The 23,070-nt window shown below is 70.3% G+C and carries 22 protein-coding genes; 15 read left to right on the forward strand and 7 right to left on the reverse strand.

Annotated features, from left to right (window positions below; all coding sequences use genetic code 11):
• Positions 1–9: 9 nt before the first annotated feature.
• The 4 genes from ABD259_RS06590 to ABD259_RS06605 all read left to right on the forward strand — a co-directional run bounded on the left by ABD259_RS06590 (position 10) and on the right by ABD259_RS06605 (position 5,476).
• Positions 10–1,554, forward strand: coding sequence for a DEAD/DEAH box helicase (locus tag ABD259_RS06590; RefSeq protein ID WP_344160847.1), 1,545 nt, complete (start codon positions 10–12; stop codon positions 1,552–1,554).
• 499 nt (positions 1,555–2,053) lie between these two features.
• Positions 2,054–3,511, forward strand: a complete 1,458-nt coding sequence (locus tag ABD259_RS06595) for an alanine/glycine:cation symporter family protein (RefSeq protein ID WP_344160849.1) — start codon at positions 2,054–2,056, stop codon at positions 3,509–3,511.
• A gap of 133 nt (positions 3,512–3,644) precedes the next feature.
• On the forward strand, positions 3,645–4,718 hold the full coding sequence (locus ABD259_RS06600) for a permease (protein ID WP_344160852.1): 1,074 nt from the start codon (positions 3,645–3,647) through the stop codon (positions 4,716–4,718).
• Positions 4,715–5,476, forward strand: coding sequence for a TIGR03943 family putative permease subunit (locus ABD259_RS06605; protein WP_344100189.1), 762 nt, complete (start codon positions 4,715–4,717; stop codon positions 5,474–5,476). The genes ABD259_RS06600 and ABD259_RS06605 overlap by 4 nt, the downstream gene beginning before the upstream one ends.
• Positions 5,477–5,556: 80 nt before the next feature.
• On the opposite strand, the gene ABD259_RS06610 is transcribed toward ABD259_RS06605, so the two are convergent.
• Entirely contained in the window at positions 5,557–5,991 is a 435-nt protein-coding gene (locus tag ABD259_RS06610) for an SSI family serine proteinase inhibitor (RefSeq protein WP_344100191.1), read from the reverse strand.
• A 207-nt stretch (positions 5,992–6,198) separates the two neighbouring features.
• Between ABD259_RS06610 and ABD259_RS06615 the strand changes: the two genes are divergently transcribed.
• From ABD259_RS06615 to ABD259_RS06630, 4 genes are all read left to right on the forward strand, one after another.
• Positions 6,199–7,380, forward strand: coding sequence for a CobW family GTP-binding protein (locus ABD259_RS06615; protein WP_344100193.1), 1,182 nt, complete (start codon positions 6,199–6,201; stop codon positions 7,378–7,380).
• A gap of 69 nt (positions 7,381–7,449) precedes the next feature.
• Positions 7,450–7,704 (forward strand): 30S ribosomal protein S18, encoded by a 255-nt coding sequence (rpsR, locus tag ABD259_RS06620; protein WP_344100195.1) that lies wholly within the window; start codon positions 7,450–7,452, stop codon positions 7,702–7,704.
• Positions 7,705–8,021: 317 nt separating this feature from the next.
• Complete coding sequence (locus ABD259_RS06625; RefSeq protein WP_344100280.1) at positions 8,022–9,416, forward strand: sensor histidine kinase; 1,395 nt, start codon at positions 8,022–8,024, stop codon at positions 9,414–9,416.
• A 120-nt stretch (positions 9,417–9,536) separates the two neighbouring features.
• Positions 9,537–9,791 (forward strand): hypothetical protein, encoded by a 255-nt coding sequence (locus tag ABD259_RS06630; protein ID WP_344100197.1) that lies wholly within the window; start codon positions 9,537–9,539, stop codon positions 9,789–9,791.
• Positions 9,792–9,920: 129 nt separating this feature from the next.
• Here the strand turns inward: ABD259_RS06630 and ABD259_RS06635 are convergent, their stop codons facing one another.
• From ABD259_RS06635 to ABD259_RS06650, 4 genes are all read right to left on the reverse strand, one after another.
• Positions 9,921–10,646: a hypothetical protein gene (locus ABD259_RS06635; protein ID WP_344100199.1), complete on the reverse strand. Its 726-nt coding sequence runs from the start codon at positions 10,644–10,646 to the stop codon at positions 9,921–9,923.
• Between the two features lie 270 nt (positions 10,647–10,916).
• Positions 10,917–11,222 carry a 30S ribosomal protein S14 gene (rpsN, locus tag ABD259_RS06640; protein WP_344100201.1) on the reverse strand — a complete coding sequence of 102 codons (306 nt, stop codon included), beginning with the start codon at positions 11,220–11,222 and terminating at the stop codon, positions 10,917–10,919.
• Between the two features lie 3 nt (positions 11,223–11,225).
• A complete protein-coding gene (rpmB, locus tag ABD259_RS06645) occupies positions 11,226–11,462 on the reverse strand; it encodes a 50S ribosomal protein L28 (protein WP_344100203.1) in 237 nt (78 codons plus the stop codon).
• 116 nt (positions 11,463–11,578) lie between these two features.
• The gene (locus tag ABD259_RS06650) at positions 11,579–12,163 is read right to left on the reverse strand and encodes a hypothetical protein (RefSeq protein ID WP_344100205.1); all 585 of its coding nucleotides are present in this window, start codon (positions 12,161–12,163) and stop codon (positions 11,579–11,581) included.
• A gap of 233 nt (positions 12,164–12,396) precedes the next feature.
• Here ABD259_RS06650 and ABD259_RS06655 point away from each other — a divergent pair, with 233 nt between their 5' ends.
• The 6 genes from ABD259_RS06655 (at position 12,397) to ABD259_RS06680 (ending at position 18,395) form a co-directional block, all read left to right on the forward strand.
• Positions 12,397–13,635, forward strand: coding sequence for an AI-2E family transporter (locus ABD259_RS06655; RefSeq protein ID WP_344100207.1), 1,239 nt, complete (start codon positions 12,397–12,399; stop codon positions 13,633–13,635).
• Positions 13,636–13,988: 353 nt separating this feature from the next.
• Positions 13,989–16,121, forward strand: coding sequence for a condensation domain-containing protein (locus ABD259_RS06660; RefSeq protein ID WP_344160855.1), 2,133 nt, complete (start codon positions 13,989–13,991; stop codon positions 16,119–16,121).
• The gene (locus ABD259_RS06665) at positions 16,118–16,579 is read left to right on the forward strand and encodes an AMP-binding protein (protein ID WP_344100211.1); all 462 of its coding nucleotides are present in this window, start codon (positions 16,118–16,120) and stop codon (positions 16,577–16,579) included. Before ABD259_RS06660 ends, ABD259_RS06665 begins: the two co-directional genes overlap by 4 nt.
• Before the next feature lie 121 nt (positions 16,580–16,700).
• Positions 16,701–17,141 carry an aspartate 1-decarboxylase gene (gene panD, locus ABD259_RS06670; protein ID WP_344100213.1) on the forward strand — a complete coding sequence of 147 codons (441 nt, stop codon included), beginning with the start codon at positions 16,701–16,703 and terminating at the stop codon, positions 17,139–17,141.
• A gap of 152 nt (positions 17,142–17,293) precedes the next feature.
• Positions 17,294–17,530 carry a hypothetical protein gene (locus ABD259_RS06675; RefSeq protein WP_344100215.1) on the forward strand — a complete coding sequence of 79 codons (237 nt, stop codon included), beginning with the start codon at positions 17,294–17,296 and terminating at the stop codon, positions 17,528–17,530.
• A gap of 187 nt (positions 17,531–17,717) precedes the next feature.
• Complete coding sequence (locus tag ABD259_RS06680) at positions 17,718–18,395, forward strand: DUF4352 domain-containing protein (protein WP_344100217.1); 678 nt, start codon at positions 17,718–17,720, stop codon at positions 18,393–18,395.
• A 16-nt stretch (positions 18,396–18,411) separates the two neighbouring features.
• Here ABD259_RS06680 and ABD259_RS06685 read toward each other — a convergent pair whose 3' ends face one another.
• Positions 18,412–19,278: a (2Fe-2S)-binding protein gene (locus ABD259_RS06685; protein WP_425573488.1), complete on the reverse strand. Its 867-nt coding sequence runs from the start codon at positions 19,276–19,278 to the stop codon at positions 18,412–18,414.
• Between the two features lie 504 nt (positions 19,279–19,782).
• Between ABD259_RS06685 and ABD259_RS06690 the strand changes: the two genes are divergently transcribed.
• Positions 19,783–21,264, forward strand: coding sequence for a peptide MFS transporter (locus ABD259_RS06690; protein WP_344160857.1), 1,482 nt, complete (start codon positions 19,783–19,785; stop codon positions 21,262–21,264).
• Between the two features lie 269 nt (positions 21,265–21,533).
• Here the strand turns inward: ABD259_RS06690 and ABD259_RS06695 are convergent, their stop codons facing one another.
• Entirely contained in the window at positions 21,534–22,934 is a 1,401-nt protein-coding gene (locus ABD259_RS06695; RefSeq protein ID WP_344160860.1) for a pentapeptide repeat-containing protein, read from the reverse strand.
• Between the last annotated feature and the right edge of the window lie 136 nt (positions 22,935–23,070).

The following is a 23,070-nucleotide window of genomic DNA, read 5'->3' on the forward strand; positions in this document are numbered from 1 at the left end:
TTACGTCACTTGACGGAAAATGAAGCATGCCCGCTTTTCGCTGACCTCGGCCTGCCCGAGGGGATCATCGAGAAGTTGGCGCAGAACGGCGTGACCAAGCCGTTCCCGATCCAGGCCGCGACGATCCCCGACGCACTCGCCGGACGCGACGTCCTCGGTTGTGGCCGCACCGGATCCGGTAAGACCCTGGCCTTCGGCCTCCCCCTGCTGGCTCACGCGGCCGAGAACCGCGCCGCCTCGCGCCGCCCCTGCGGACTCGTGCTGGTCCCCACCCGTGAGCTCGCGCACCAGGTGCGCGACGCCCTGCGGCCCTACGCCCAGGTGCTGGGTGCCCGCGTGGGCGACGTGGTGGGCGGCAGCTCCTACACCCGGCAGATCAACGAGCTTCGGCGCGGTGTCGACATCCTCGTCGCTACGCCGGGCCGACTCACCGACCTGATCGACCAGGGCGCCGTCGAGCTCGACGCCGTGCGGATGTCCGTGCTCGACGAGGCCGACCAGATGTGCGACATGGGCTTCATGCCGCAGGTCAGCCAGCTTCTCGACCAGGTCCAGTCCGGCAGCCAGACGCTGCTGTTCTCCGCGACGCTCGACGGCGACGTGGACAAGCTCGTGCGCCGCTACATGAACGAGCCCCGCACCCACTCCGTCGACCCGCCGGTCTCGCAGGTCACCACCATGGAGCACCACCTGCTCAAGGTGCTGCCCCGCGACAAGAACAAGGTCATTACCCTGATCGCCGCCCGCGAGGGGCGCACCATCCTGTTCGTGCGCAGCAAGCACCGCGCTGACAGCATCAGCGAGCAGCTGGTCAACGCGGGTGTCCCCGCGGCCTCGCTGCACGGCGGCAAGACGCAGAGCGTGCGCACCAAGACGCTGGCCAAGTTCCGTGAGGGACGCGTCCAGGCGCTGGTCGCCACCGACGTCGCCGCGCGCGGCATCCACGTCGACGGCATCGACATGGTGGTCAACGTCGACCTGCCCACGGGGCACAAGGACTACCTGCACCGCGGTGGCCGTACGGCGCGCGCTGGAGAGTCCGGCCTGGTCGTCTCCCTGGTGGCGCCGAACCAGCGTCGCATGGCGCGCCGACTCCTCGGCGATGCCGGGGTGGAGGCCCAGCAGCACATGGTTAACCCCGGTGACGAGCTGCTCTCCGAGATCACCGGGGCGCGCGAGCCGTCCTGGGAGCCGTGGATCGAGCCGCCGGAGCCGGAGCGCCAGCGCCGCGGCCGCGGCGGTCCGCGCGGCCGACGCAACGGGTTCAGCGGCCCGCGCGGCGACCGCCGCCGCCCGGCGGGGGATCGCGGGGGCCGCGATCAGCGCGGCGACAACCGCGGCGGTGGCCGCGGGTTCGACGGCGAGCGCCGCCCCTTCCGCGACGACCGCGGGGGCGGTGACTTCGGCCGCGACCGGCGCGATGACAACCGCGGCGGTGGCCGCCGCTTCGACGGCGACCGCCGGGGTAGCGGACGCCCGGGTGATGACCGGCGCGGCGGTGGGCGTTCGTCCCACCGCGGCGACCGCCGGGACGTCAGCGCTCCGCGCGGCTGATCGCTTCTGATCACGGAATGACGGCCGCCTTCCTATTCAGGGGGAGGCGGCCGTCGCCGTGTGCTGGTACGCCCGGGTGGCCGGCGCCCGCTGCGCGCTGTGCTCCGCGGCGATCCGCCCGGCCGACCCGCGCTCCTGTGGCGCGAACGCTGTGCAGCGGGGGACGCGGGGCGGCCGTACCGTGCTCCCGCGCTCCGAACGGACACGAATACGCATCAGCTGCGCATCAGTACCCCCTGCCAATACGGATGAACGGGATATAGCACTCAGATTGGTGTTATTGTCGTCATTCTGCGGGGCCGTGGCGTCCTCACGCGTGTCGATTTAGGGCAAAGCCACCTGTCGGGGCGAAGATGGACGCAACGGGGCCGGGACACCACCGGGCCGCCGATCCGTCGGCCGCTCCCTTGGCACAGGACCCACCGCAGACCGCCCGCATCGCGTTCACCCCGTCCGTGGGTGGAGTTCGCCGTGCCCTCTCGAAGGAGAAAGTCACCGCGTGGACGCACTGAACGACGGCATTGTCACGCTCAACAATGCCTTCTGGACCTTCCTGCTCATCCCGTTGCTGCTGGTGCTCGCGGTGTACTTCACCGTGCGCTCCGGCGTGGTGCAGCTCCGGCTGCTGCCCGAGATGTTCCGGGTCATCCGCAGTCAGCCCGGGATCGCCCCTGACGGAAAGAAGGAGATCTCCTCCTTCCAGGCCTTCGCCATCTCCGCGGCGGCGCGCGTCGGGACCGGCAACATCGTGGGCGTCGCGGTCGCCATTACGCTCGGCGGACCGGGCGCGGTCTTCTGGATGTGGCTGATGGCGATGGTCGTGGGCGCGGCCTCGTTCGTCGAGTCCACCCTGGCCCAGCTGTACAAGGTCCCGGTATCGACCGGGTTCCGCGGTGGCCCCGCCTACTACATGCTGCACGGCCTCAAGCAGCGCTGGATGGGCGTTCTGTTCGCTGTCGTCATCACCGTGACCTTCGCCTTCGTCTTCAACTCGGTGCAGGCCAACAGCATCGCCGACTCCATCGTCGAATCGGCCGACTCCCTCGGATTCGCCACCGGGCGCGGGCTGGAGGTCGGAATCGGTGCCGTCCTGGTCCTCATCACCGGCCTGGTCATCTTCGGCGGTGTCCGGCGCATCGCGCACGTCGCCCAGGCCCTCGTGCCCTTCATGGCCATCGTGTACATCCTCCTCGGCCTGGTCGTCATCGGGATGAACATCGATCGGGTGCCGGCCATCGTCTCCGACATCGTGGCCAGCGCCTTCGGCTTCAAGGAGTTCGTCACCGGTGGCCTCATCGCCGCGATCATGAACGGCATGCGCCGCGGCATGTTCTCCAACGAGGCCGGCATGGGGTCGGCCCCCAACGCGGGCGCGACCGCGTCTGTCACCCACCCCGTCAAGCAGGGGCTGGTCCAGACGCTCGGGGTGTACTTCGACACCCTGCTCGTCTGCTCCGTCACCGCCTTCATCGTGCTGCTGTCCGACCCGACCTACGGCGAAGACGTCGGCATCGCCATGACGCAGGGCGCCCTGGCCGCCAACCTCGGCACCTGGTCCGTGCACGCGCTCACGATCATCATGTTCCTGCTCTCCTTCACCTCGGTGCTGGGCAACTACTACTACGGCGAGTCCAACCTGGCCTTCCTGTCGGCCAAGCCCGGGGTCATGACCGGCTACCGGCTGCTGGTCCTGGCCATGGTCTTCATCGGGTCGTTCGCCCCGCTGCAGCTGGTGTGGAACATGGCCGACGTGTCCATGGGCGTCATGGCGACGATCAACCTCATCGCCCTCGCGCCGCTGTGCGGGATCGCCTTCATCCTGCTCAAGGACTACACCGACCAGCGCCGCCAGGGGATCGACCCCGTGTTCAGCCGCGGCAACTACCCCCAGCTCACCGGCGTGCAGTGCTGGGGCAGCGAATCGGACGAGCACGGAAGCCCGGCCGCGCGCTCCTGAGCGCGCCGCCGTCACCGGCGAACGAGGGGGAGCAGTGCTCCCCCTCGTGCCGTTTCCGCATGTCCCGACACAACTGAAAACGATTTCCGGTAGGGTGCCTCGGGAGCGAACCGACGACTGACGGAGTATCACTGTGCCCGAAAGGCCGCCGGGAAGCGCACCCGCTACCCCCTCCTCTCTCGGCGACTCCCTGGTCAGTGGCTGGGACACCCACGACGACATCCTTCCCCCCTCCGACTGGGGGCGGCCGAAAGGACCACGGCGCACGGCGACCGTGTGGATGTTCGCCGTCTTCATCTCGGCCCTGGCCCTGGGCAACGCCTGGCTCTCCGACCGGCTCACCAGCGAGGCGTTCCTCGCCTGGGCCACCATCTTCACCGCGATCAGCCTGCAGGCCCTGCCGTTCCTGGTGTTCGGCGTGGCGCTGTCCGCGGCGCTGACCGCCTTCGTGCCGCCGTCCTTCTACCAGCGCATCATGCCCGCCAACCCCGCCGTGGGGGTCCCTGCCGCCGGACTGGCCGGCGGGCTGCTGCCCGGCTGCGAATGCGCGTCGGTGCCGATCGCCGGTGGTCTGGTCAGGCGCGGTATCGCCCCCGCTGTCGCACTGACGTTCCTGCTCGCGGCCCCGGCGATCAACCCCGTCGTGATGGTGGCCACCGCTGTGGCGTTCGCCGGCCAGCCGGAGATGGTGGCGGCGCGGTTCGTCGCCTCCCTCGGTGCGGCCATCCTCGTGGGGTGGGTGTGGGTGCGCTTCGGCAAGGCCGACTGGCTGCGCCCGCCGCGGCGCCACCACGACGCGTCCGCGTCCTCGTGGGCGGTGTTCCGCGAGTCGATGTTGCACGACCTGATGCACGCGGGCGGATACCTGGTGGTGGGCGCTCTGGTGGCGGCCTGCCTCAACGTGCTGGTGCCGCGCGAATGGCTGCTGACCGTCGCCGGTATGCCGGTGGTCTCCGTCCTCGTCCTGGCCCTGCTGGCGATCCTGCTGTCCATCTGCTCGGAGGCCGACGCCTTCGTCGCGGTCAGCCTCACCGAGTTCTCTCCCACGGCCAAGCTCGCCTTCATGGTCGTCGGCCCGATGGTCGACCTCAAACTCATCGCGATGCAGGCGGGAACGTTCGGCTGGGGATTCGTGCTGCGCTTCGTGCCGCTGTGCCTGGGCGTGGCCCTCCTCCTCAGCTTCCTGATCGGAGGTCTGCTGCCGTGAACCGGATCGCGCAGGGACTCGTGCTGGTGCTGCTGGGAGCGGCGGCGCTGAGCAGCACCGTGGTATCCGACCTCTACCTGAACTACGTCCAGGCCTACTTCCGGCCGTTCCTGGCCGCGTCGGGTGCGGTGCTGGTCCTCCTCGGCGTCTGGGTCGTCGTCGCCGAGGTCCGCGCCGCCGCGCGGACGCACGGCGACCACGGTCCCATCCCGAGCGAGGACGACGCCCACGACCACTGCAACGCCCCAGGGGTGTCCTGGCTGCTCCTGGCACCGGTGGTCGCGGTGTTCGTCATCGCACCGCCCGCCCTGGGCTCATTCACCGCCAGCCAGTCGTCGTCCCCGGAGCCCACCGCTCCGCGCGCCGACAGCGACGACAGCGGACGCTACGACGACGCCCTGGCGGAGACCGATCCCGCGACGCCCGCGAAGCTGGAGCTCCAGGAGTTCGTCCTGCGTGCCTGGACCGACGAGGAACGCGAGATGGCCGGGCGCCCGATCGAACTCACCGGGTTCGTCGTCCCCAACGAGCAGGGCGAGGGCTGGTACCTGGCGCGGCTCCAGATGGCGTGCTGCGCGGCCGACGCGGTCGTCAACCGGGTCCTGATCACCAACACCGAGGCACCGGAGAAGGACAGCTGGTGGACGGTCCGCGGCACCTGGGTGGAGCCCGAGGGTGAGCTGCAGTCCGTCCGCGACCACCGCTTCTCGGTCGACACCATGACCGAGGTCGACAACCCGCCCGACCCCTACGAGTAACCCGGCTCCGCGTACGGGGACGACCACGGCGCCGCCCTCCAAGCGGGAGAGGGCGGCGCCGGTCCTGGTGGGCGCGGGTATCAGAAGTCGAAGACCCCGGCGGCCTCAACTCCCACGAGGCAGGGGTTGCCGAAGGTCCGCGCGTGGTGCACGGGGGTGCCCTTCCAGACACCGAAGACCTCCATGGGCACGGGGCGGTACTCCAGGGTGCAGGTCCCCTCGCGCCGCGGGATCCGGTCGAGATGGCCGGAGGCCTGGCGGATGGCCGTGCAGGCCTCCTTGGCGCGGGGGTGATCACCGCTGTCGGGGCCGCAGATCAGGCTTCCGACGTACTCGTGCGCTACGGGGGCCTGGCCCGTGAGGGTCGGTTCCGCGCGGAAGAAGTGGAGGACGGCGTCCGGGCGCTTGTCGGTGGGGGCGGGGGCGTCGGCGGCAGCGGGGGTGGCGGCGGTCGGTACGAGGCCCCCTGCGAGGGCGAGCGTCGCGAGGGCGCTCGCGAAGGAGGGCGTGCGCATGGTCGGTCTCCTGAGGTGCACCAGTCGATGGCGTGGTCACTAAAAGTAATTTCTCAACGACCTTATGTGCTCACGCGTCAAAGTCGCGGGATTCCGCGGGGGTGTCGGCCGCGCGGGGCGGCCGGTGGGGGCGTGTGTCGGCGGTGTCGGCGGCGTTGTAAGATAACGATAATCATTTTCATCACCCGAAAGTCGAGGTAACCCCACATGCCCCAGGCCCTGCCCGCCCGGGTGGTCCTCGTAGCCGGGCTGCACGGCGCGGCCCGGTCCGCCGCCGTCGACCTGTTGCTCCACGCCGACCCCCGGGCGATCGCCATCCACCACGACCTGAGCCGCATCGCCGACGGCGAGGTGCAGCGCGTGACGCGCGACCGCTGGGGCGAGGTCGACCGGACCCGGGTCGACCTCGTCCACGCCTGCGTCTCCTGCACACTGCGCGAGGACCTGATCCCCCTGCTCTGCGAACTGGCCGAACGCGGCGAATACTCCACCCACATCGTCGAGGCCTGGGACGGCGTCGAACCCCGCCCCATCGCCGAAGCGCTGACGGGGACGGTCGTCAACCGCCGCCCGGTGACCGACTGGCTGCGTCTCTCCTCGGTCATCACCGTTGTCGCCGCCGACCGGCTGATCGCCGACCTGTCCACCGATGAGGACATGGTCGACCGCGGCCTCGCCGTCGCGGAGGCGGACGACCGGACCGTCGCCGAGGTGCTCGCCGAGCAGATCGAGTACCCGACCGCCGTCGCGCTGGACGGCGGCGACCGCGACCCCCGGGTAGCAGAGCAGTGCACCGCTGTGCTCGTCCAGCTCAACCCGGCCGCCGCCGTCGTCCCCACCGAGCGCTCCGCGCTGCACGCGCTCACCAACGGCGGATTCGATCCTGTCGCGGCGGCCGCGCGCACGGACCCGACCGCCGCCCAGCCGCCGGACCGCTGCGAGATGGGCGACGTCCGCACCGTCACCTGGCGGCGCTCCCGCCCCCTGCACCCGGGCCGCCTGCACGCCGCGCTGGACGACGTGGTCGCGGTCTCACTGCGCAGCCGCGGCCGGTTCTGGCTGGCCAGCCACCCCGACACCATGTTGGTCTGGGACGCCGCCGGGGCGTCGCTGGCCCTGCAGCCCGCCGGTCCGTGGCTGGCCGCGCTGCCCGACGCCGCCTGGGCGCTCGTCTCCGAGCACCGCAAAGCGGCCGCCACACTCGACTGGGCGCCCGACTGCGGCGACCGGTGCCAGTGCATCTCCTTCACCGGGGTCGGCCTGGACACCGACCGTCTGGTCGAGGTCCTCGACTCCTGCCTGCTCACCGAGGAGGAGATCGCCGACACCTCGCTCACCTTCGACGGCGCCGCCGACCCCTTCGCCGAGCTGCTGGACGTCACGTCCTGACGGCGTGGCCCGCCTGCGCCGTCGACCCGACGCATTCCCACCCAGAACACACAGGAAGGACCTTCTCCTATGGCGTCGCAACGCCGGAGGCCGCAGACCTCGCGCAGATTCGCCAACCCGCTGCACGACCTCGACTACATCGACTACAAAGACGTCGATCTCCTCCGCAAGTTCATCTCCGACAAGGGCAAGATCCGCAGCCGTCGTGTCACCCGCGTCACCGCTCGCCAGCAGCGCCTGATCGCCGCCGCGATCAAGAACGCACGCGAGATGGCGCTGCTGCCCTACCCCAACGGCGACCGGCCCGACCGCACCCGCGACTGACACGACGCGCGTGGCGCACGGGCGGCCGGTCGGGCGGAGAACCACCCTCGGACGCCCGTGGCGTTGGGAGTGCGCCCCTGTTCTCGTCGGGCCGGGAGCGCGCCGGTGCTGCGCGCCGTGTCGGTGGCGCCCGACGCCGACTCGGCGTGGCGGCCGCTGATCGCTTCCCTACGGCCACACGGGGGGTAACGTCGTAATCAGAGGTTGACTGGGCGGTAGGCAAAAATTTTCTCTAACGCCGAGTTCTCAACGTTCGCCTACCCCGCGGGTCGGTGGGGCGGCATCGGGACGACCCGAACCATGGGAGGGGCTTGCCAGTGCAGGAAGGCGACTCCGTCATGCCCGCGGACGTCTCCCGCCGCCGCGAACGGCGCCCCCGCTCGATCCGGTCACGGGTGACCGTCGGAGCGGTGGTCGTGGTCGGCGCCGCCCTCGTCCTGGCCATCACGGGGGCGTCGCTGATCACCCGGGACGCCATTCAGCGCGACATCTCCGACCGCACCGCCGCGGCGGCGCGGCATGTCGTGGAACTGGCCCAGCAGCGGCGTATCGACGGCCCCATCCCGGCCCAGGGCGGTGTCACGCGCCTCCAGGTCGTCGACGAGGACGGTCGGGTGGTCGCGGCTAGCGCGACGCTGCAGGGCTACGCCCCACTGACCCACGCCCGGCCGGAGAACGGCGACTTCCGTATCGACACTACCGTGTGCCGCACATCCGCTGCCGTCGCCGGATGCCTGACGGTGGTCGGGTTCCGCGAGAAGAAGAGCGCCTACGGCGATGTGATGGTCTACGCGGCGGCGCGGCAGCCCGCTGTGCTGTCGGGAATCGTGCTGGAACTCATGCTGGTGGTGCTCGGGCTGGTCGTCCTGGCCGTGGTCGGGTGGGTGACCTGGTGGGGCGTTGGCCGGACGCTGCGGCCCGTGGAGACCATCCGCGCTGACCTGGAACGGCTCACCGCCTCAGAGCTCGACCGCCGCCTGACCGTGCCCGACACGGGTGACGAGATCGCCGACCTGGCGCGCACCGCCAACGCGACGCTCGACCGGTTGGAGACGGCGATGCAGCGCCAGGCCCGTTTCGTCGCCGACGCCTCACACGAACTGCGCAATCCGATCGCCGGGCTGCGTGTCCGCTTGGAGCTCCAGCTCTCCGAGCCCGAAGGCGAAGAGGTGGCCGAGACACTGCGCGGCGCGCTGGCGGACATCGAGCGGCTGGAGGGGATCGTCAACGACCTCCTCGAACTGGCCCGTCTGGACGCCGATGTCGCCACAGCGCGGGAATCCGTCGACCTGGCCGAACTCGCGGCGAGGGAGGTCCGCGGCAGGGTGACCGCCAAGGAGGTGACGACCGCGCTCACGCCCGGCACCGTCGTCGCGGGCAATCGGCTGCGGTTGGCCCGGCTCCTGGTCAATCTGCTCGCCAACGCGGAGCGGCACGCCCAGAACCGCATCCTCGTCACGGTCGGCGCGGAGGGCGATGACGCTGTCCTGCGGGTCCACGATGACGGGCACGGCATCGCCCCCGAGGACCGCGAGCAGATCTTCGAGCGCTTCTCCCGCCTCTCCGAATCCCGCCGCCGCGATCCGGGCGGCAGCGGGCTGGGCCTGGCGATCGCCCGTGAGGTCGCCCGCGCGCACGGCGGCCAGGTCGAGGCGGGCGAGAGCCCGGAGCTGGGCGGTGCGGTGTTCACCCTGCGGCTGCCGCGCGCCTGACCCGTGGTGGCTATGGGAGACCTGTGGCGCCGCGAGAAAGGCGGGGCGGGGTTTGTCGTGGATGTCGGAATGGGGAATGTACAGGGCAGAGGTTTCAGGGTGTCAGCCGAGGGGGGAAGGATGCCCGACGACAGAACCGATGACCTGGGAAACGACCTGCAGGAATCGGAGATCAGCCTCTACCAGAGGTATATCGACGACCCGCCTGAAGAGGAACTGGTCATCGAGGAGGCCGAGGTCGGCCACGAACTCGGGATCTCCGAGGAGGTCGCCGAGGAGGTGCCGCCCACGGTCGGTGAGGACGAAGACGAGGACGAGGAGCTCCCGGCACCGCGGCCGTCCTCGGAAGGCGGCGTCCTGCACGTCGAGTCATGACGGCGGGAGCGCGCGAGGACTCCACGTCCACGTTTCCCACGTTCCCGGGGTGGCGCACCACCGGGCGGCCGGTGGTGCGCGGAGCCACGGGTCAGGACGGTCCCGTCCGCGAATCCCCCACGGGGATCCTCAACCGAGGAGCCCCCGGGCGATGACGTCCTCGCGGAGGGTGCGCACGATGTCGTCGGCGTCGCCGAGATGCCCGGCGTGCTCGGTCCGGCGGCGGACCTCGACGCGGATCGCCTCAACGACCGTGTCGGCCAGAAGCGCGTCGGCCAGCTGCTCGGCCACCAGCGCCTCGCGCCACCGGCGCAGGTCATCCAGCCGACCGTCCTCGACGGCCTCGCGGCTCAGGTGGAACAGCAGGTCGAGGGTCTCCTGTGCCTCCTCGGCGTCCAGCAGGTCCACATCGAAGACGAGCCCGCTGCCACTCGTCTCCCCGGCGCCGATGTGATGCATCTGCCACCGGCGGCCGTTGGTGAGTAGCACCCACTCGACGCCGTCCTTGTCGGCCTGCGACTTCGCCGGGCGCAGACTCCGGTGGTCGAGTTCCTGGCCGCACTGCTTCACTTCGACGAACGCGAATACCTGGTCGCCGAGCAGGATCCCATAATCGATGGATTCCCCGGAGGTGCGGTATTCGGTCGTTAGCTCACCGTACTTGCTGTAATTGAGCCCCTCACTGAGAAAATCCGCGACCAACATACGAGTATCGCCCTCGTTGGCGTCCCGCGCGATCAGGTCGGACAGGGGGCCGGAGAAACGGTGGACGCACGCCGCGAGCCGCGCGCGAACCTCCGCCTCCCACTGCGGCGTGGAGGCCGATTCAAAGGTGAATTCCCCAGTCCTGGTCATTACCTGGGTCGAGTCCGAATCCATTATGCTATTAATTTCCGTTCCATCAGATGCCGCCAGCTGCGGCGCTCAGCCGAAAAACCGCGCCGAATCAAAAAGATAACTCTCACTGAGGGCGGCTGGCAAAACGATCGATGGTGCCAGCGAAGACGCGTGGCCGGAATTGGCCGGGGAAGCACGCGGCCCGGACTCCGGGACGGGGCGGAGTCCGGGCCGGTGCGGCGTGCCGCGAGGGAGGAGCGGCGGCACGAGTATGGCGTGGAGCGGTGGTTACCAGCTCGCCTTCCGGATGCCGGGAAGCTGGCCCCGGTGGGCCATCTCGCGGAACCGGATGCGGGACACCCCCGCCTTGCGGAGGTAACCGCGGGGGCGGCCGTCCACGGAGTCACGGTTGCGCAGCCGCGTGCGACTGGCGTCCCGCGGCTGCGTGTTGAGCTCGCGGACCGCCTTGGCGCGCGCTGACGGGTCGGTGTCGGGGTTCTTGACGATCCGCTTGAGTTCGGCCCGGCGCTCGGCGTACTTGGCCACCACCAGGGCGCGCTGCTCGTTGCGGGCGATCTTGCTCTTCTTCGCCACGACTCAGACCCGCTCTCCACGTGCGCGGATGTCGGCGACGACGCGTTCGATTCCGCGCTTGTCGATCACCTTCATCCCCTTGGTGCTCACCCGCAGCCTGATGTGGCGCTGCTCGCTGGGCAGCCAGTAGCGCTTGCTCTGGATGTTGGGCTCGAAGCGGCGCTTGGTGCGCTGATGGGAGTGCGAGATGTTGTTGCCGGAGGCCGGGTGCTTTCCGGTGACCTGGCAGACGCGGGACATGACGGGCTGTCTCCTCGGTCGGGTGCTGTGGACGAGAAGAGCAGCCTACACGAAATGAAAACCATTTTCATTCGTGTGTCGTGGTGGCGCACGCCACCGTGCCACAGCCTCTCGCCTTACCACCAGGGGGTGCGCAAGTCTTCCTCGCACGGTTTGGTGGTGTCCGTCAGCACGCAGGCCTGGAACGCCCGCTCCTGGAATTTCGCGGTGGGATACGCGGGGGTGTACTGGCGGTCGCCGAGGCGTACGTAGCGTGCGTCGTCCCACTGTCGATCGCCGTCGAGATCGACGTCCAGGGTGAGGTGTTCGTCGGGGTTGGCGGGATCCTGCACCCACGCCCAGGCATACTCGACGCCCAGGTAGGTGCCGTAGGCCATGTGGATGGTCCCGGACTCGGTCTTCGTCGAGGAGCCCACCTTGCCGCCCTCGATGATGGCCGGGTCGTACAGCCACGGGTCGTGCTTCGGGTCGTCGTCCTTGGGGTCGTGGACCTCGGGGGTGCCGTCTTCGGAGCCGTCGTCTTCGGGGGCATCGTCCTTCGGGGTGTCGTCCTTGGGATCGTCGTTGTCGTCCCGGTGCTCCGGGCCGCCGCGCACCTGTGGGTCGGCGTCCGCTGGCGCGGCGCCGAGCAGTGTGAGCGCCATGGCGGTCCCGGCCCCGGCCGCCGCGATCCGTCGGGCGAGAGTTCCGGTGGGTTGCATGCGTCTTTTCCCCGTTCTCCGTTGGTGTGCGTCCCTCCGCACGTCGAGCCGAGCGCCGGAAAGGCAACTTCTCAGCCGTAATGCCGGTGAGGGTTTCCGACATCGATGAGATTACGCTCCGTATGCGGATGGCCCGGGGAGGGAAGGACGGGGTGTCGCGTGCCTCCGTCGAGTCGACCGGGGCCGTTGGCTAGCGTTGATGCGCCGGTTCTCGTGATCAATTGGAGGCGGACGTGGCAAACGGGCGGAGCGGGGCAGGAGACGGGGCCGGGGCGAGTCACGGTGGGGGAGAGGACGGGCCCGAGCCGGCGCACCAGCCGCGCGGATCCGCTGTCTCGGGGGAAGAACCGGACGAGGAATCGGGCGGCCGGCGGAGCGGGGAACCCTCAGCGCCGGGCGCGGCCCGCGAGGCGCCGCCGACCAGCGGGACCCCCGTCGGCACCGGGCGGGGACGCCTCAACTTCTTCATGCTCGGCTTCACCGGCGCGCTGGGTGTGTTCGCCGCGTGGCTGCTCTTCCAAGCGCTCGTCGGGGCGCAGGAGATCTTCGTTTACATCCTGGTGGCGCTGTTCATCGCCGTCGGCCTGAATCCGATCGTCGAGTCGCTGCGCAGGCGGCGGATCCCTCGCTGGGGCGCCATCCTCATCATCTGCGTGGCCCTGATCGCTTTCGTCGCCGTGTTCATCTGGGCGATCGTGCCACCGCTCACCCAGCAGGTCGGCGACTTCATCTCGCGCGTCCCCCACTACGCGAACCAGCTGCAGGATAACCGGCTGATGGCCGACCTGGACCGGCGCTTCGGGCTGCTGGCGAAGTTCCAGTCCCTCATCACCGACCCCAACGTCGGGCAGCAGGTGTTCGGCGGGGTGTTCGGCATCGGACAGGCGGTGCTCAACTCGCTCATCGCCACGTTCACCATCCTCGTCCTCACGCTGTTCTTTATGGCCTCGCTGCCGGGCATCACCGAGGTCGGCTACCGGCTGGTGCCGCGCTCGCGCCGGGCGGGCGTGCGTGAACTGGGTGACGAGATCATCGAGCGCATCGGGTCCTACATCGGCAGCCAGCTGCTGATCGCGCTGATGGGCGGTGTCGTGGCACTGGTCTTCCTGGCGCTCATCGGTTCCGACTACGCCCTTACCCTCGCGCTGATCGTCGGGGTCACCGCGCTCATTCCGCTCATCGGGACCACGCTGGGCGCGCTCGCCGCCACCATCGTGGTGGGCGTCGGCGACCTCGTCCTCGGCGCGGTGACGCTGCTGTTCTTCATCGTGTACCAGCAGATCGAGAGTTACGTGATCGCCCCGCGCATCATGCGGCACGCGGTCGACGTGGCGCCCACCGCGACGATCACCGCCGCTCTGCTCGGCGGTGCTGTCTTGGGGCTGGTCGGTGCGCTCATCGCCATCCCGATGGCCGCCGCCGTGACGCTGGTGCTGAACAAGGTCGTCTTCCCCCGGCTGGAGGAGAGGTAGCGCCGCCGGAAGCGGCGATCCGCGGGACGGTCGTGGCGCAACGACGGGGCCATAAGCGGCGTGTGCAGGAGAAGGGGCGCGACGGGCCGGGAGCCGGCCTATGAGGGGTTTGTCGCGTTTCTGTGGGTTGACACCAGATGTATCCGAAGCGAAGACTGTCGGTTGGCTGGTTAGGTAAGCGTAACCTTAGTAAGGTTTGCTTGGCCTTTGTCACCCGAAAGGACCCCAGTGACCCCCATGCAGCAGCCCGTGTCCACCGGCATCCTGACCGGCGTCAGGCGTGGACCGTCCCACGGCGCGGCACCAACCGCCGACCCCCTCGTCGCCATCGCCACCCGGACATCTCGCGTCCGATGACCGCCACCGTGACCGACGCGTGCCCGACCGACGATGACGACGAGGCGCCGATTCGGGCCTTCGGCGTGGACCCCGCCACCCACCGGGCCGTGTGCCGGGCCGCGGAAGACCACGGCGTCAGCGCCTCCGTGTTCCTGCGGACCGCCATCGCCATCCTGCTGCACCGCCTGGGCGCGGCCGCGGATCTCCCCACCGCCCCCGCGCCGCCGTACCGCGTCGACCTCTCCGGCGATCCCACCTCGCGCCAAGCCCTGGCCCGGGCCCGTGCCGCCGATCGCGCCGGGCGGCTTCGCGCGCAGACGCCCCCCACGCTTCTCCTCCGCCGCCTGCTGCGCGGTACGGGGCAGGGGGAGGACCCCGGCCCGGCGGAACGGCTCAAGCAGGTCCTGGTACCCATGCTGGTCGCACCGGACCTGCCGATCAGTGAGATCGACGTCCTGACCGACGCCGAATGCCAGAGTCGGCACCGCGCCGACGCCGCGGCGGAGCCGCCCGGTGCCCCGAGTCCCCATGCGCCGATCCCCTGCGGGCCCGCAAGTGCCCTCCGTGTCTCCGGACGGGGACGGGCGGAAGCGGCCAGGGGCCCCGTCATCCCCCTGTCGACGGGGCAGCGCGGTGTGCGTGAGCTCGGACGGACGCGCGACCGACAGGAGCCCGACAACGGGTGGTGGGTCATACGGCTGCGGGGCCACCTCGACACCGGCGCCCTGCGCCTGGCCGCGCGCGATGTGGTCGGCTTGCACGAGCCCCTGCGCACCCGCTACCCCGAGCGGGACGGGAAACCCTGGCTGGAGATCCTGGACGCGGACGCCGTCCGCGATCCGCTCGACGTCGTCGATGCCGTGGGCCGCGACGCGGAAGCGCTTCTGGACGCCGCGGTCCGCCGCCCCTTCGACCTGCGTTCGGAGCCGCCATTCCGGATGGTCCTGTTCACGGTCGCCCCCGGTGAGTACGTTCTGCTCCACCTCTTCCACCGCATCGCCGTCGACGCGGACTCCCAGGGCCCGTTCCTCTGGGACCTGCAGGCCGCCTATGCCGCCCGCTGCGCGGGCACGGCACCGACCTGGCCGCCGCTGCCCCTGCGGTATGCGGACTATGCGGCGCGGCAGCGTGCGCTGCTCGGCGCGGAGGACGGCCCCAGCGGCTGGGCCGCCCAACGGCGCGCGTTCTGGAGACGGGAACTGGCCGACCTCCCCGCGGCCGTCACCCTGCCCCACCTCCCCTCCGCTGTTCCCGACAGGGGCGGTCACCAGCAGGACACCGCACCCCCGGCCCGCGACCCGGCCGCATCCACCGACCCGGTCGGCGTCGTCCGCACCGAGATCCCTTCCGACCTGGCCCGAAGCGTGCCCACCTTCGCCCGCAACTACGGCACGACGCCGGCGACGGTGATCGGCGCCGCCGTGGCCGTCCTGCTGCACCGCCTTGGCGCGGGAGACGACATCCCCCTCGGCGCCCTGATCAACGATCGCGCGGACGAGGCGCTCGACGACGCGGTGGGCATGTTCCAGCGGCCCGTCGTCCTGCGCACCGATCTCTCCGGCACGCCCTCGTTCGGCGACGTCGTGGAGCGCCTCCAGAGGCGCGCCCGGACGGCCCGCGCTCACGCCGACCTTCCGCTCGACCAGGTGGCCGACGCGTGCACCCCCGTCCCGTCCGGTTCGCCCGACCGCGCGCCGCTGTTCCACGTGACGGTGGAGCACGTGACCCGGCCGGAGCGTCCGCGGCGCCTCTTCGGCCTGGACACCGCCATCGAGGATGACGGCTGCTCCGCCCCGCGCGGCGAACTGGATTTCGCGGTGGTCGAGGAACCGGAGGAGGGCCGGTCGATCCTGACCCTGCGGTACGCGGCCGACCGGTTCGCCCGCCCCGCCGCCGACACGATCGCCGCGCGCCTGCTGCGGCTGCTGTCCCAGGGCATCGCCGCCCCGCGCCGCCCCGTCGGCGACCTGGAGACCACACCCGGTGGAGAACGCCGGGGCGGCGGGCGGTCGGGCGTCATCCTCATCCTGCCCGAGCGATCGCCGTCGGCCGCGGGCGGGGCATCCCGACCCGCACGCGCCGCCGGGGCCGCCCGCACCGCCGCCGTCCACCGTGGCACATCCCACCCCGCCTGGAGATCCACATGAACAGCGCACCTCGCCGGGAGGACACCCCTCCGCACATCGGCGCCCTGGCGTCCCGGCGGCGGGTGAGCCAGGAGCGCCCCGGCACCGGACCCGCCGTCCTGCCGTTCGCCGCCGCGGGGGCCCGGCTCACCGCCGCCGAGATCGACGAGCGCGTCGACCGACTCGCGCGCGACCTCACCGCACGCGGTGCCAGGCCGGGGACTGCGGTCGCGGTGGTGCTGCCGCGTTCGCCCGCACTCGTCCTCGCCCTGGTCGCCGTCATGCGGACGGGCGCCGCCCACCTCGCACTGGACCCGGAGCATCCCGACCGCATGGCCCGCGCGCTGGCACACACGCCGCCGGTGTGCGCGGTCTGCGCCCCGGAGACGGCCGACCGGACGGCGTCCCTGCTCACGGCCGGACACGCGGGGCGGAACACCAGCGCCCATTCGCGCGTTCGACCGGTCAGCGGACCGTAGACCGGCAGGGGAACGGCCCCCGGGGATGCGCCCACGGCGCGGTAGGGGCCATGATGGAGGAGTTCACGGGACCCTTCGGGGCCTGTAGTCCCCTTGCATCACACAGCTGAGGATGAAGCACGTGCGTCGCACACTGTTCAACGGAAAGATCCACCGCGCCACGGTGACCCAGGCCGACCTGCACTACGTCGGATCCATCACGATTGACGCCGACCTCATGGAGGCGGCCGACATCGTCGAGGGCGAGCAGGTGCATGTGGTCGACATCGACAACGGTAACCGTCTGGTCACCTACACCATCACCGGCGAGCGCGGCAGCGGCGTCATCGGTATCAACGGAGCGGCGGCGCACCTGGTGAACCCCGGCGACCTGGTCATCATCATGTCCTACGTCGAGGTCGACGAGTCGGAGCGCGCCCAGCACACCCCCAAGGTCGTCCACGTCGACGCCGACAATCGCATCGTGCACCTCGGTGACGACGCCGCCGAACCGGTTCCCGGCTCCGGTCTTGTCTCCGGCGCCGCGACCGCGGCCCCCGCCCGCCCGCGCGAGCGGGCCTGAACGCGCTGCGAGCAGCGGCAAAGTAACGGCGGCCGGTGCGCCTCAGCCGAGGTGCCGGCCGTCACAGGTGCCACGGGTCCCCCCTGATGACCACATCCGGCCCGGAGGACAGGTGAGCACGCGGGTGGGCGCGCGGGTATGCACCCATCGCGATGAACGGTGAGGATTCAGACCAGCGGCAGGTCGCGGCGCACATCGAGTGGCAGAAGCAGGGTATGTGGCTGGTTCTGTGGGGGTATTACACCCGCCGTTATTGGGCATATGCCCGCTGGCCGGTCCCGACGGGCGGGGTGGTCGTCTCGGCGCCCGACCCCGACGGACTCTACGCGGAGATGCGGCGTATGGAGCGCGAACACGATTTTCTCCGCTGGCGTTATGGGAACAGGTGATCTCCGCCGAAGTGTGCGCCGTTCGCGTCACCCCCCGGTCAAAAGGTTTCTCTCGATCGCGACAACACGCCTCCGCATCCGGTGTGGCGGGTGCTCGTGATGGTTATGGTGCGGGATGGGCACGCGCCGGATCCCGAAGTGAACCGCTGGGGCACGGGATCCGTCGGGTCGACGAGGGGTGTTTCGCATGACCCACCATCCGCCGCCCGGGGAGTCTCCGGACGGAAACCATCCTGGGCCGCCGCCTCCCGGCGGTCCGTCCCCCGATGGTCCGCCCGACGGCCCGGAGCAGCCGCAGCAGCCCAGGCCGTGGGGCAGGATTCTCGGCGTCGGCTGCGTCGTGGCCGTCCTGCTCGCCCTCTTCGTGGCCGGGTGCGTCGTCGTCCTGATCAGCATCGGCGATGACGCCATCGAGCCGGGAATCGAGTACACGCCGGAGGGGCCGATGCCGACCGGGGCGACGTCCGGCGCCATCGGCGACCCTGTCGTCTCCGGGCACCTGCGGATGACCGTGACGGGGGTGCAGACCGGGGTGATGAGCGTCGGCAGTGACCCCCTGCGCAAGGACGCCGAAGGCCAGTACGTCATCGTGAACGTCTCCGTGAAGAATCTCGGAAAGTCGCCGACCAAATTCGAGGGTCCCGGGCAGGTGCTCATCGGGGACGACGGTGAGCGCTACGCCAACGATCCCCAGGCCGAGATCTACCTCGGTAACCGGGACAAGTTCTTCCAGCGGATCCAGCCCGGCGAATCGGTGGACGGCCGGCTCGTCTACGACATCCCCGCGGACGTCCGCCCGGACTACCTGGAGATGAAGGACCTGCTGTCGCCGGACCCGCCGGTGAGGGTCGATCTGACGAGCTGACCCGCGGGTGCTGCCGCTACGGCGCCAGTGCGGGGTTGCGGATCCACTCTTGCAGCTCGGCGCGGCGGTCGGCGTCGCACTTGAGGGGGCAGGTGGTGCAGAACCCGTGCTCGGGGTCGTCCTTGTAGTCGAAGCAGCAGGTCCCGCGCACCGCCCAGGTGCCCCGCGGGTGGTTGTCCCAGAACGGGAAGAGCCGGGGCCGGGCGCGCGTGACGGCGCCCGCCTCAATCAGGGCGTCGCCGAGCCGGCCCGCGCGCTTCCAGGCGTCCTCGGCGTCCTGGCCCAGGAACCGGGCGGGGTTGAGCATGTAGAAGTGCACGATGTCGAGGACCCAGCCCCACAGCGTACGCAGGCCGACACGGGTGTGGGCGTGGACGGCGTCGATGATCGGGGCGAAGGTCCGGACCATGTGCTCCGCGGCCAGCCGATCCAGCGCCGCCTCGTCCTGGACGACGACGGCGTCGGGGTGCCCGACGGCGGGGTCATCGGGGGTGACGGCGACTCGCGAGCTGGTGATGGTGGGCGTGCCGAAGGTTCCGCTGGACAGCCAGGGGAACCAGAGGTGCTCGGGGTCCAGCAGGACGGCGCGTCCGGTGAGGTAGAGGCCGGCGGAGTCCAGGAAGATCGGTTCGCGCAGCAGCGCGCGCAGGAAGTGGGTGGAGGCCGGCAGCTTGTGTCCGGGGCCGTGCTGGGCGACAAGCTGGTCGAACAGGGGGCCGATCACGCCCTCGGCGACCATGAGGTCCGTGCGGTACCAGTGCTCGCTGCCGGGATGTTCGCGCACGGAGGAGACCCGCTTAATCCGGATGTCGGGGAGCGGCGCGAACTTCAGCGGCGCACAGGCATCGACCACCGCCTGGAGCGGGGCTTGCGTCATGGTCATGCGGATGCGTCGACCTTTCTGCGCGGATGCCGTGCGGAAGGCAATGCGGTCCTGCGGGCAGACTCCGGAACGTCCCAGAGGCGGGGAAGTGGACGGGGAAGACACGTCGACCGGCCCCCGTGCTGAGGTCGACACCCGTCGTCTATTAGATGAGGCTACCCTAATGTATCTCTCCGAGGCAATGGGGGCGCGGATCCCGCCGCACCGGTGTTTGTCGTGCTCAGTGCGGGTGTGTCAGCCTCAGCGGCGCCGTTCTCGAACTCCGTTCGGTGATTCGGACATAAAGTTGTATATTTCTCAAACGAGTTCGTAGTTCCCCTGCGAGGCCGCGGCGTCTCGCGAGGTCGCCCTGCACGGAAGGCGTCCCCGGGGCTGCGTTCCGACACCCCCGCACCACAGGGTTCGACCAGCGCGGCCGGATGCTGTCGCATGCCGTGCTATACGGGCGCACCCGTGGGTCGGGTCCAGCCACACGCGACCACAGGGGAAGGAAGGCGTAACCCGTTGCGCACACACCCCAGAGGGCTGCTCACCCTCGCCGGCACCGAACTCAACGAGCGCATCTCCTTCTACGGAATGCGCGCCATCCTCGTCCTCTTCCTGGGGGCGGCCATTGCCGAGGGCGGCATGGGCCTGGGAACCGGGACCGCCACCGCCATCGTCGGCCTCTACATGGCGCTGAGCTACTTCGCCACGCTGCCCGGCGGATGGATCGCCGACCGGGTGCTCGGCCAGCGCCGCACCGTCCTGGTGGGCGGGATCATCATCATGCTCGGCCACATCTCCCTGGCCATCCAGCTCGGCGACCTGTTCGTGTGGGGCGGGCTGATCCTGGTCTGCGTGGGCACCGGCTTCCTCAAGCCGAACGTCACCTCGATGGTCGGCAAGCTTTACGCCGACGACACCGACGCCCGCCGCGACGCCGGCTACTCGCTCTACTACATGGCCATCAACATCGGCTCGGCCATCGGGCTCTTCGTCGTTGGCTACATCGGTGAGGTCGTGTCCTGGCACATCGGCTTCGGTGTCGCCGCTCTCGGTATGGCCCTCGGCCTGGTCTCCTACGTGCTGGGCCAGAAGGGACTGGGTGACGCGGGCAAGGCCCCGGGCCAGCCGCTGACCGCGGCCGACCGGGCCGCGATGGTGAAGTGGATCGCGATCGGGGCCGTCGTCGTGGTGGCCGCCGTCGCGGCGTCCGCGGCCACCGGCACCCTGAGCGTCGACAACGTCACCTACGTGCTGACGGCCCTCGCGGTCGTCGTCCCGATCCTCTACTTCATCAACATGTTCGTGGTGAAGCGCGACCAGATCGTCGGCGACGAGCGCACCAAGCTCACGGCCTTCATGTGGCTGTTCATCGCCTCGGCCGTCTTCTGGATGATCTTCGACCAGGCGGGCGGCACGCTCACCCTGTTCGCCAAGCACGACGTCGACCTGAACTTCTCCGGTTTCCACATCCCGGCCGGATGGACCCAGGCGGCCAACCCGGTCATGGTCATCCTGTTCTCCGGCGTCTTCGCCCTGATGTGGACGAAGCTCGGCAACCGCGTCAGCACCCCCGCCAAGTTCAGCTTCGCGCTGGTCGTGGCCGGTCTCTCCTTCGTCCTGATGTCGGCCGCCTCGGCGGCCACCGAGGGCGGCACCGTCAAGGTGAGCCTGCTCTGGCTGATCGGCGTCTACCTCCTGCTGACCATCGCCGAGCTGTCCCTCAGCCCGGTCGGCCTGTCGATGACCTCCAAGCTCGCGCCCAAGGCCTTCGCCGGGCAGATGATGGGGCTGTTCTTCCTCTCCACCGCCGCGGGAGACGCCGTCGGTGCCCAGGTCAGCCGGTTGGAACCGGTGCTGGGCGGCACGTACTACCTGGGGCTGGGCCTGCTGGCCGTGGTCTGCGGGATCGCCCTGAGCCTGTTCATCGGCAAGCTGCGCGTGCTCATGAACGAAGAGCGCACGAAGGAGAACGCGGCCGAGCTCCAGCCCAGCGCCTAGCCGGCCTGTCCTGCGCGAGCGCGAGGAAAGCCCGGGACCGGCTCTCCGCCGGTCCCGGGCTTTCTGCGTCCGGGGCCGGGCCGACAAAGCCGGGCCGACAACGCGGCGTTCGATTTTGCTCGACGCGGATGCGTGTCGCCCGTCCCGTCGTCTCCTTTCCCCGAATTCCGTCAGCCGGACCGGCAGCGCTCGGCGGACGCCGGGGGTCGGTGATCGCGTATCCGGGCCGGGGGGACTGACCGCCGCCGGGGCGTCGCACGCGGCTGGGGTCAGGACGGTGACGAGCCGGCGCCGCCTCCCTCACCGGGATGCTCGTTGACGTCCGCGGTGATCGCCGACCGCAACTGGGCCTCGCTCAGCCCCCGCACCGTCGACAGGTCCACGCCCCACAGGTCGGCGTCCTTGAGGTCGGCGCCCACCAGGTTGGCGTGGTCGAGGGTGGCGCCCACCAGATCCGCGCGCTGGAGGTGGGCACCCACCAGGTCGGCCCGGTCCAGGTGGGCGTCCACCAGGTTCGCCTGTTCCAGGTGGGCGCCGACCAGATAGGCGTCGTCGAGGTGGGCGCCGCCGAGGTTCCCCCGTTCGAGGTGCGCCCCCCGGAGATTGGCGTGGTGCATGTGCGCGCCCAGCTGGTTGGCGTCCTCCAGGTGGGCGTCGACCAGATAGGCGTGCTCCAGGTGCGTGTCGACGAGATTGGCGTGGGAGAGGTGGGCCCGCCGCAGGTTGGCGTGTTCCAGGTGGGTCCCCACCAGGTAGGCGCGCTCAAGGCGGGCGCCCAGCAGGCGCGCGTGCTCCAGGTGCGCGCCCACGAGATTGGCGTCTTCCAGGTGGGCGCCCCACAGGTCCGCGCGGCGGAGATGCGCACCCCCCAGGTAGGCGTGTTCCAGGTGGGCGCCCCACAGGTCGGCGTGTTCCAGGTGGGCACGTCTCAGGTTGGCGTGCTGGAGGTGGGCGCGTCTCAAATTGGCGTCTTCGAGGTGGGCGCCCCGCAGGTCGGCGTGTTCGAGGTGGGCACCGCGCAGATCCACCTGTTCGAGGTGGGCGCCGCGCAGGTCCGCGCCGCGCAGATTGGTTGTGCCCAGATCGACCCGGTTCCGCTCCGGGCGCCGCGGTCTCCGGGCGATCACCGTCAGCGCGGTCTGGATATCGGTCGCCGGGCGCTTGCGCGCCTGCGATTCGTCGGGAGGATCCACCGTGCCCGCGGGCGGATGCATCCACCGCCCCAGATCCCGCATCGGCGGACTCCCCTCCTCGTCTTCGGCGGAGGCGTTCTCCCGGATGAAGGCCGACAGGACCTCGACGACCGTCGAATGGTCCCGCTCCGACTCCCGCATGATGTGCTCCAGCGCGTACATCCCCCCGATGCGCTCCGCGAGTTTGTCCGACGCCAGGTTGCCGATCGCCGAGGTGTAGCGCTCGGTGATCTGCCCCCGGCGGTTCAGCCGATAGTTGACCACGGCGAACGCCAGCGCCGAGAGCGCCGCGGTGCCCCCGACCGACTGCAGCACGGTCCTGCGCACGTGGTTGAGCGCCACTGCCTGCTGGTCGTCGGGCAGCCGGTGCACGACCGGGCCGGCCACCCAGTGCGTCACCGGCCCGAGCAGTATCGCCAGCACCAGCCCGGCGAACGCCACACCGAACGGGGCCGCCAACCAGACCCCGTATCGCATGGTCCACGCCACCTCTGCATCGCCCCGCCCCAGAGTCCTCCCCATGCTGTAATTCCAGCACTACGGACGGTGCATCGTCCGTGAAACGGCCGCCAACGTTGGGGCCGCCGCGTGCCCGCCCGAAACGCGCGCCGCC

It is taken from the genome of Nocardiopsis rhodophaea, from assembly GCF_039530945.1.
Taxonomy (GTDB): domain Bacteria; phylum Actinomycetota; class Actinomycetes; order Streptosporangiales; family Streptosporangiaceae; genus Nocardiopsis_C; species Nocardiopsis_C rhodophaea.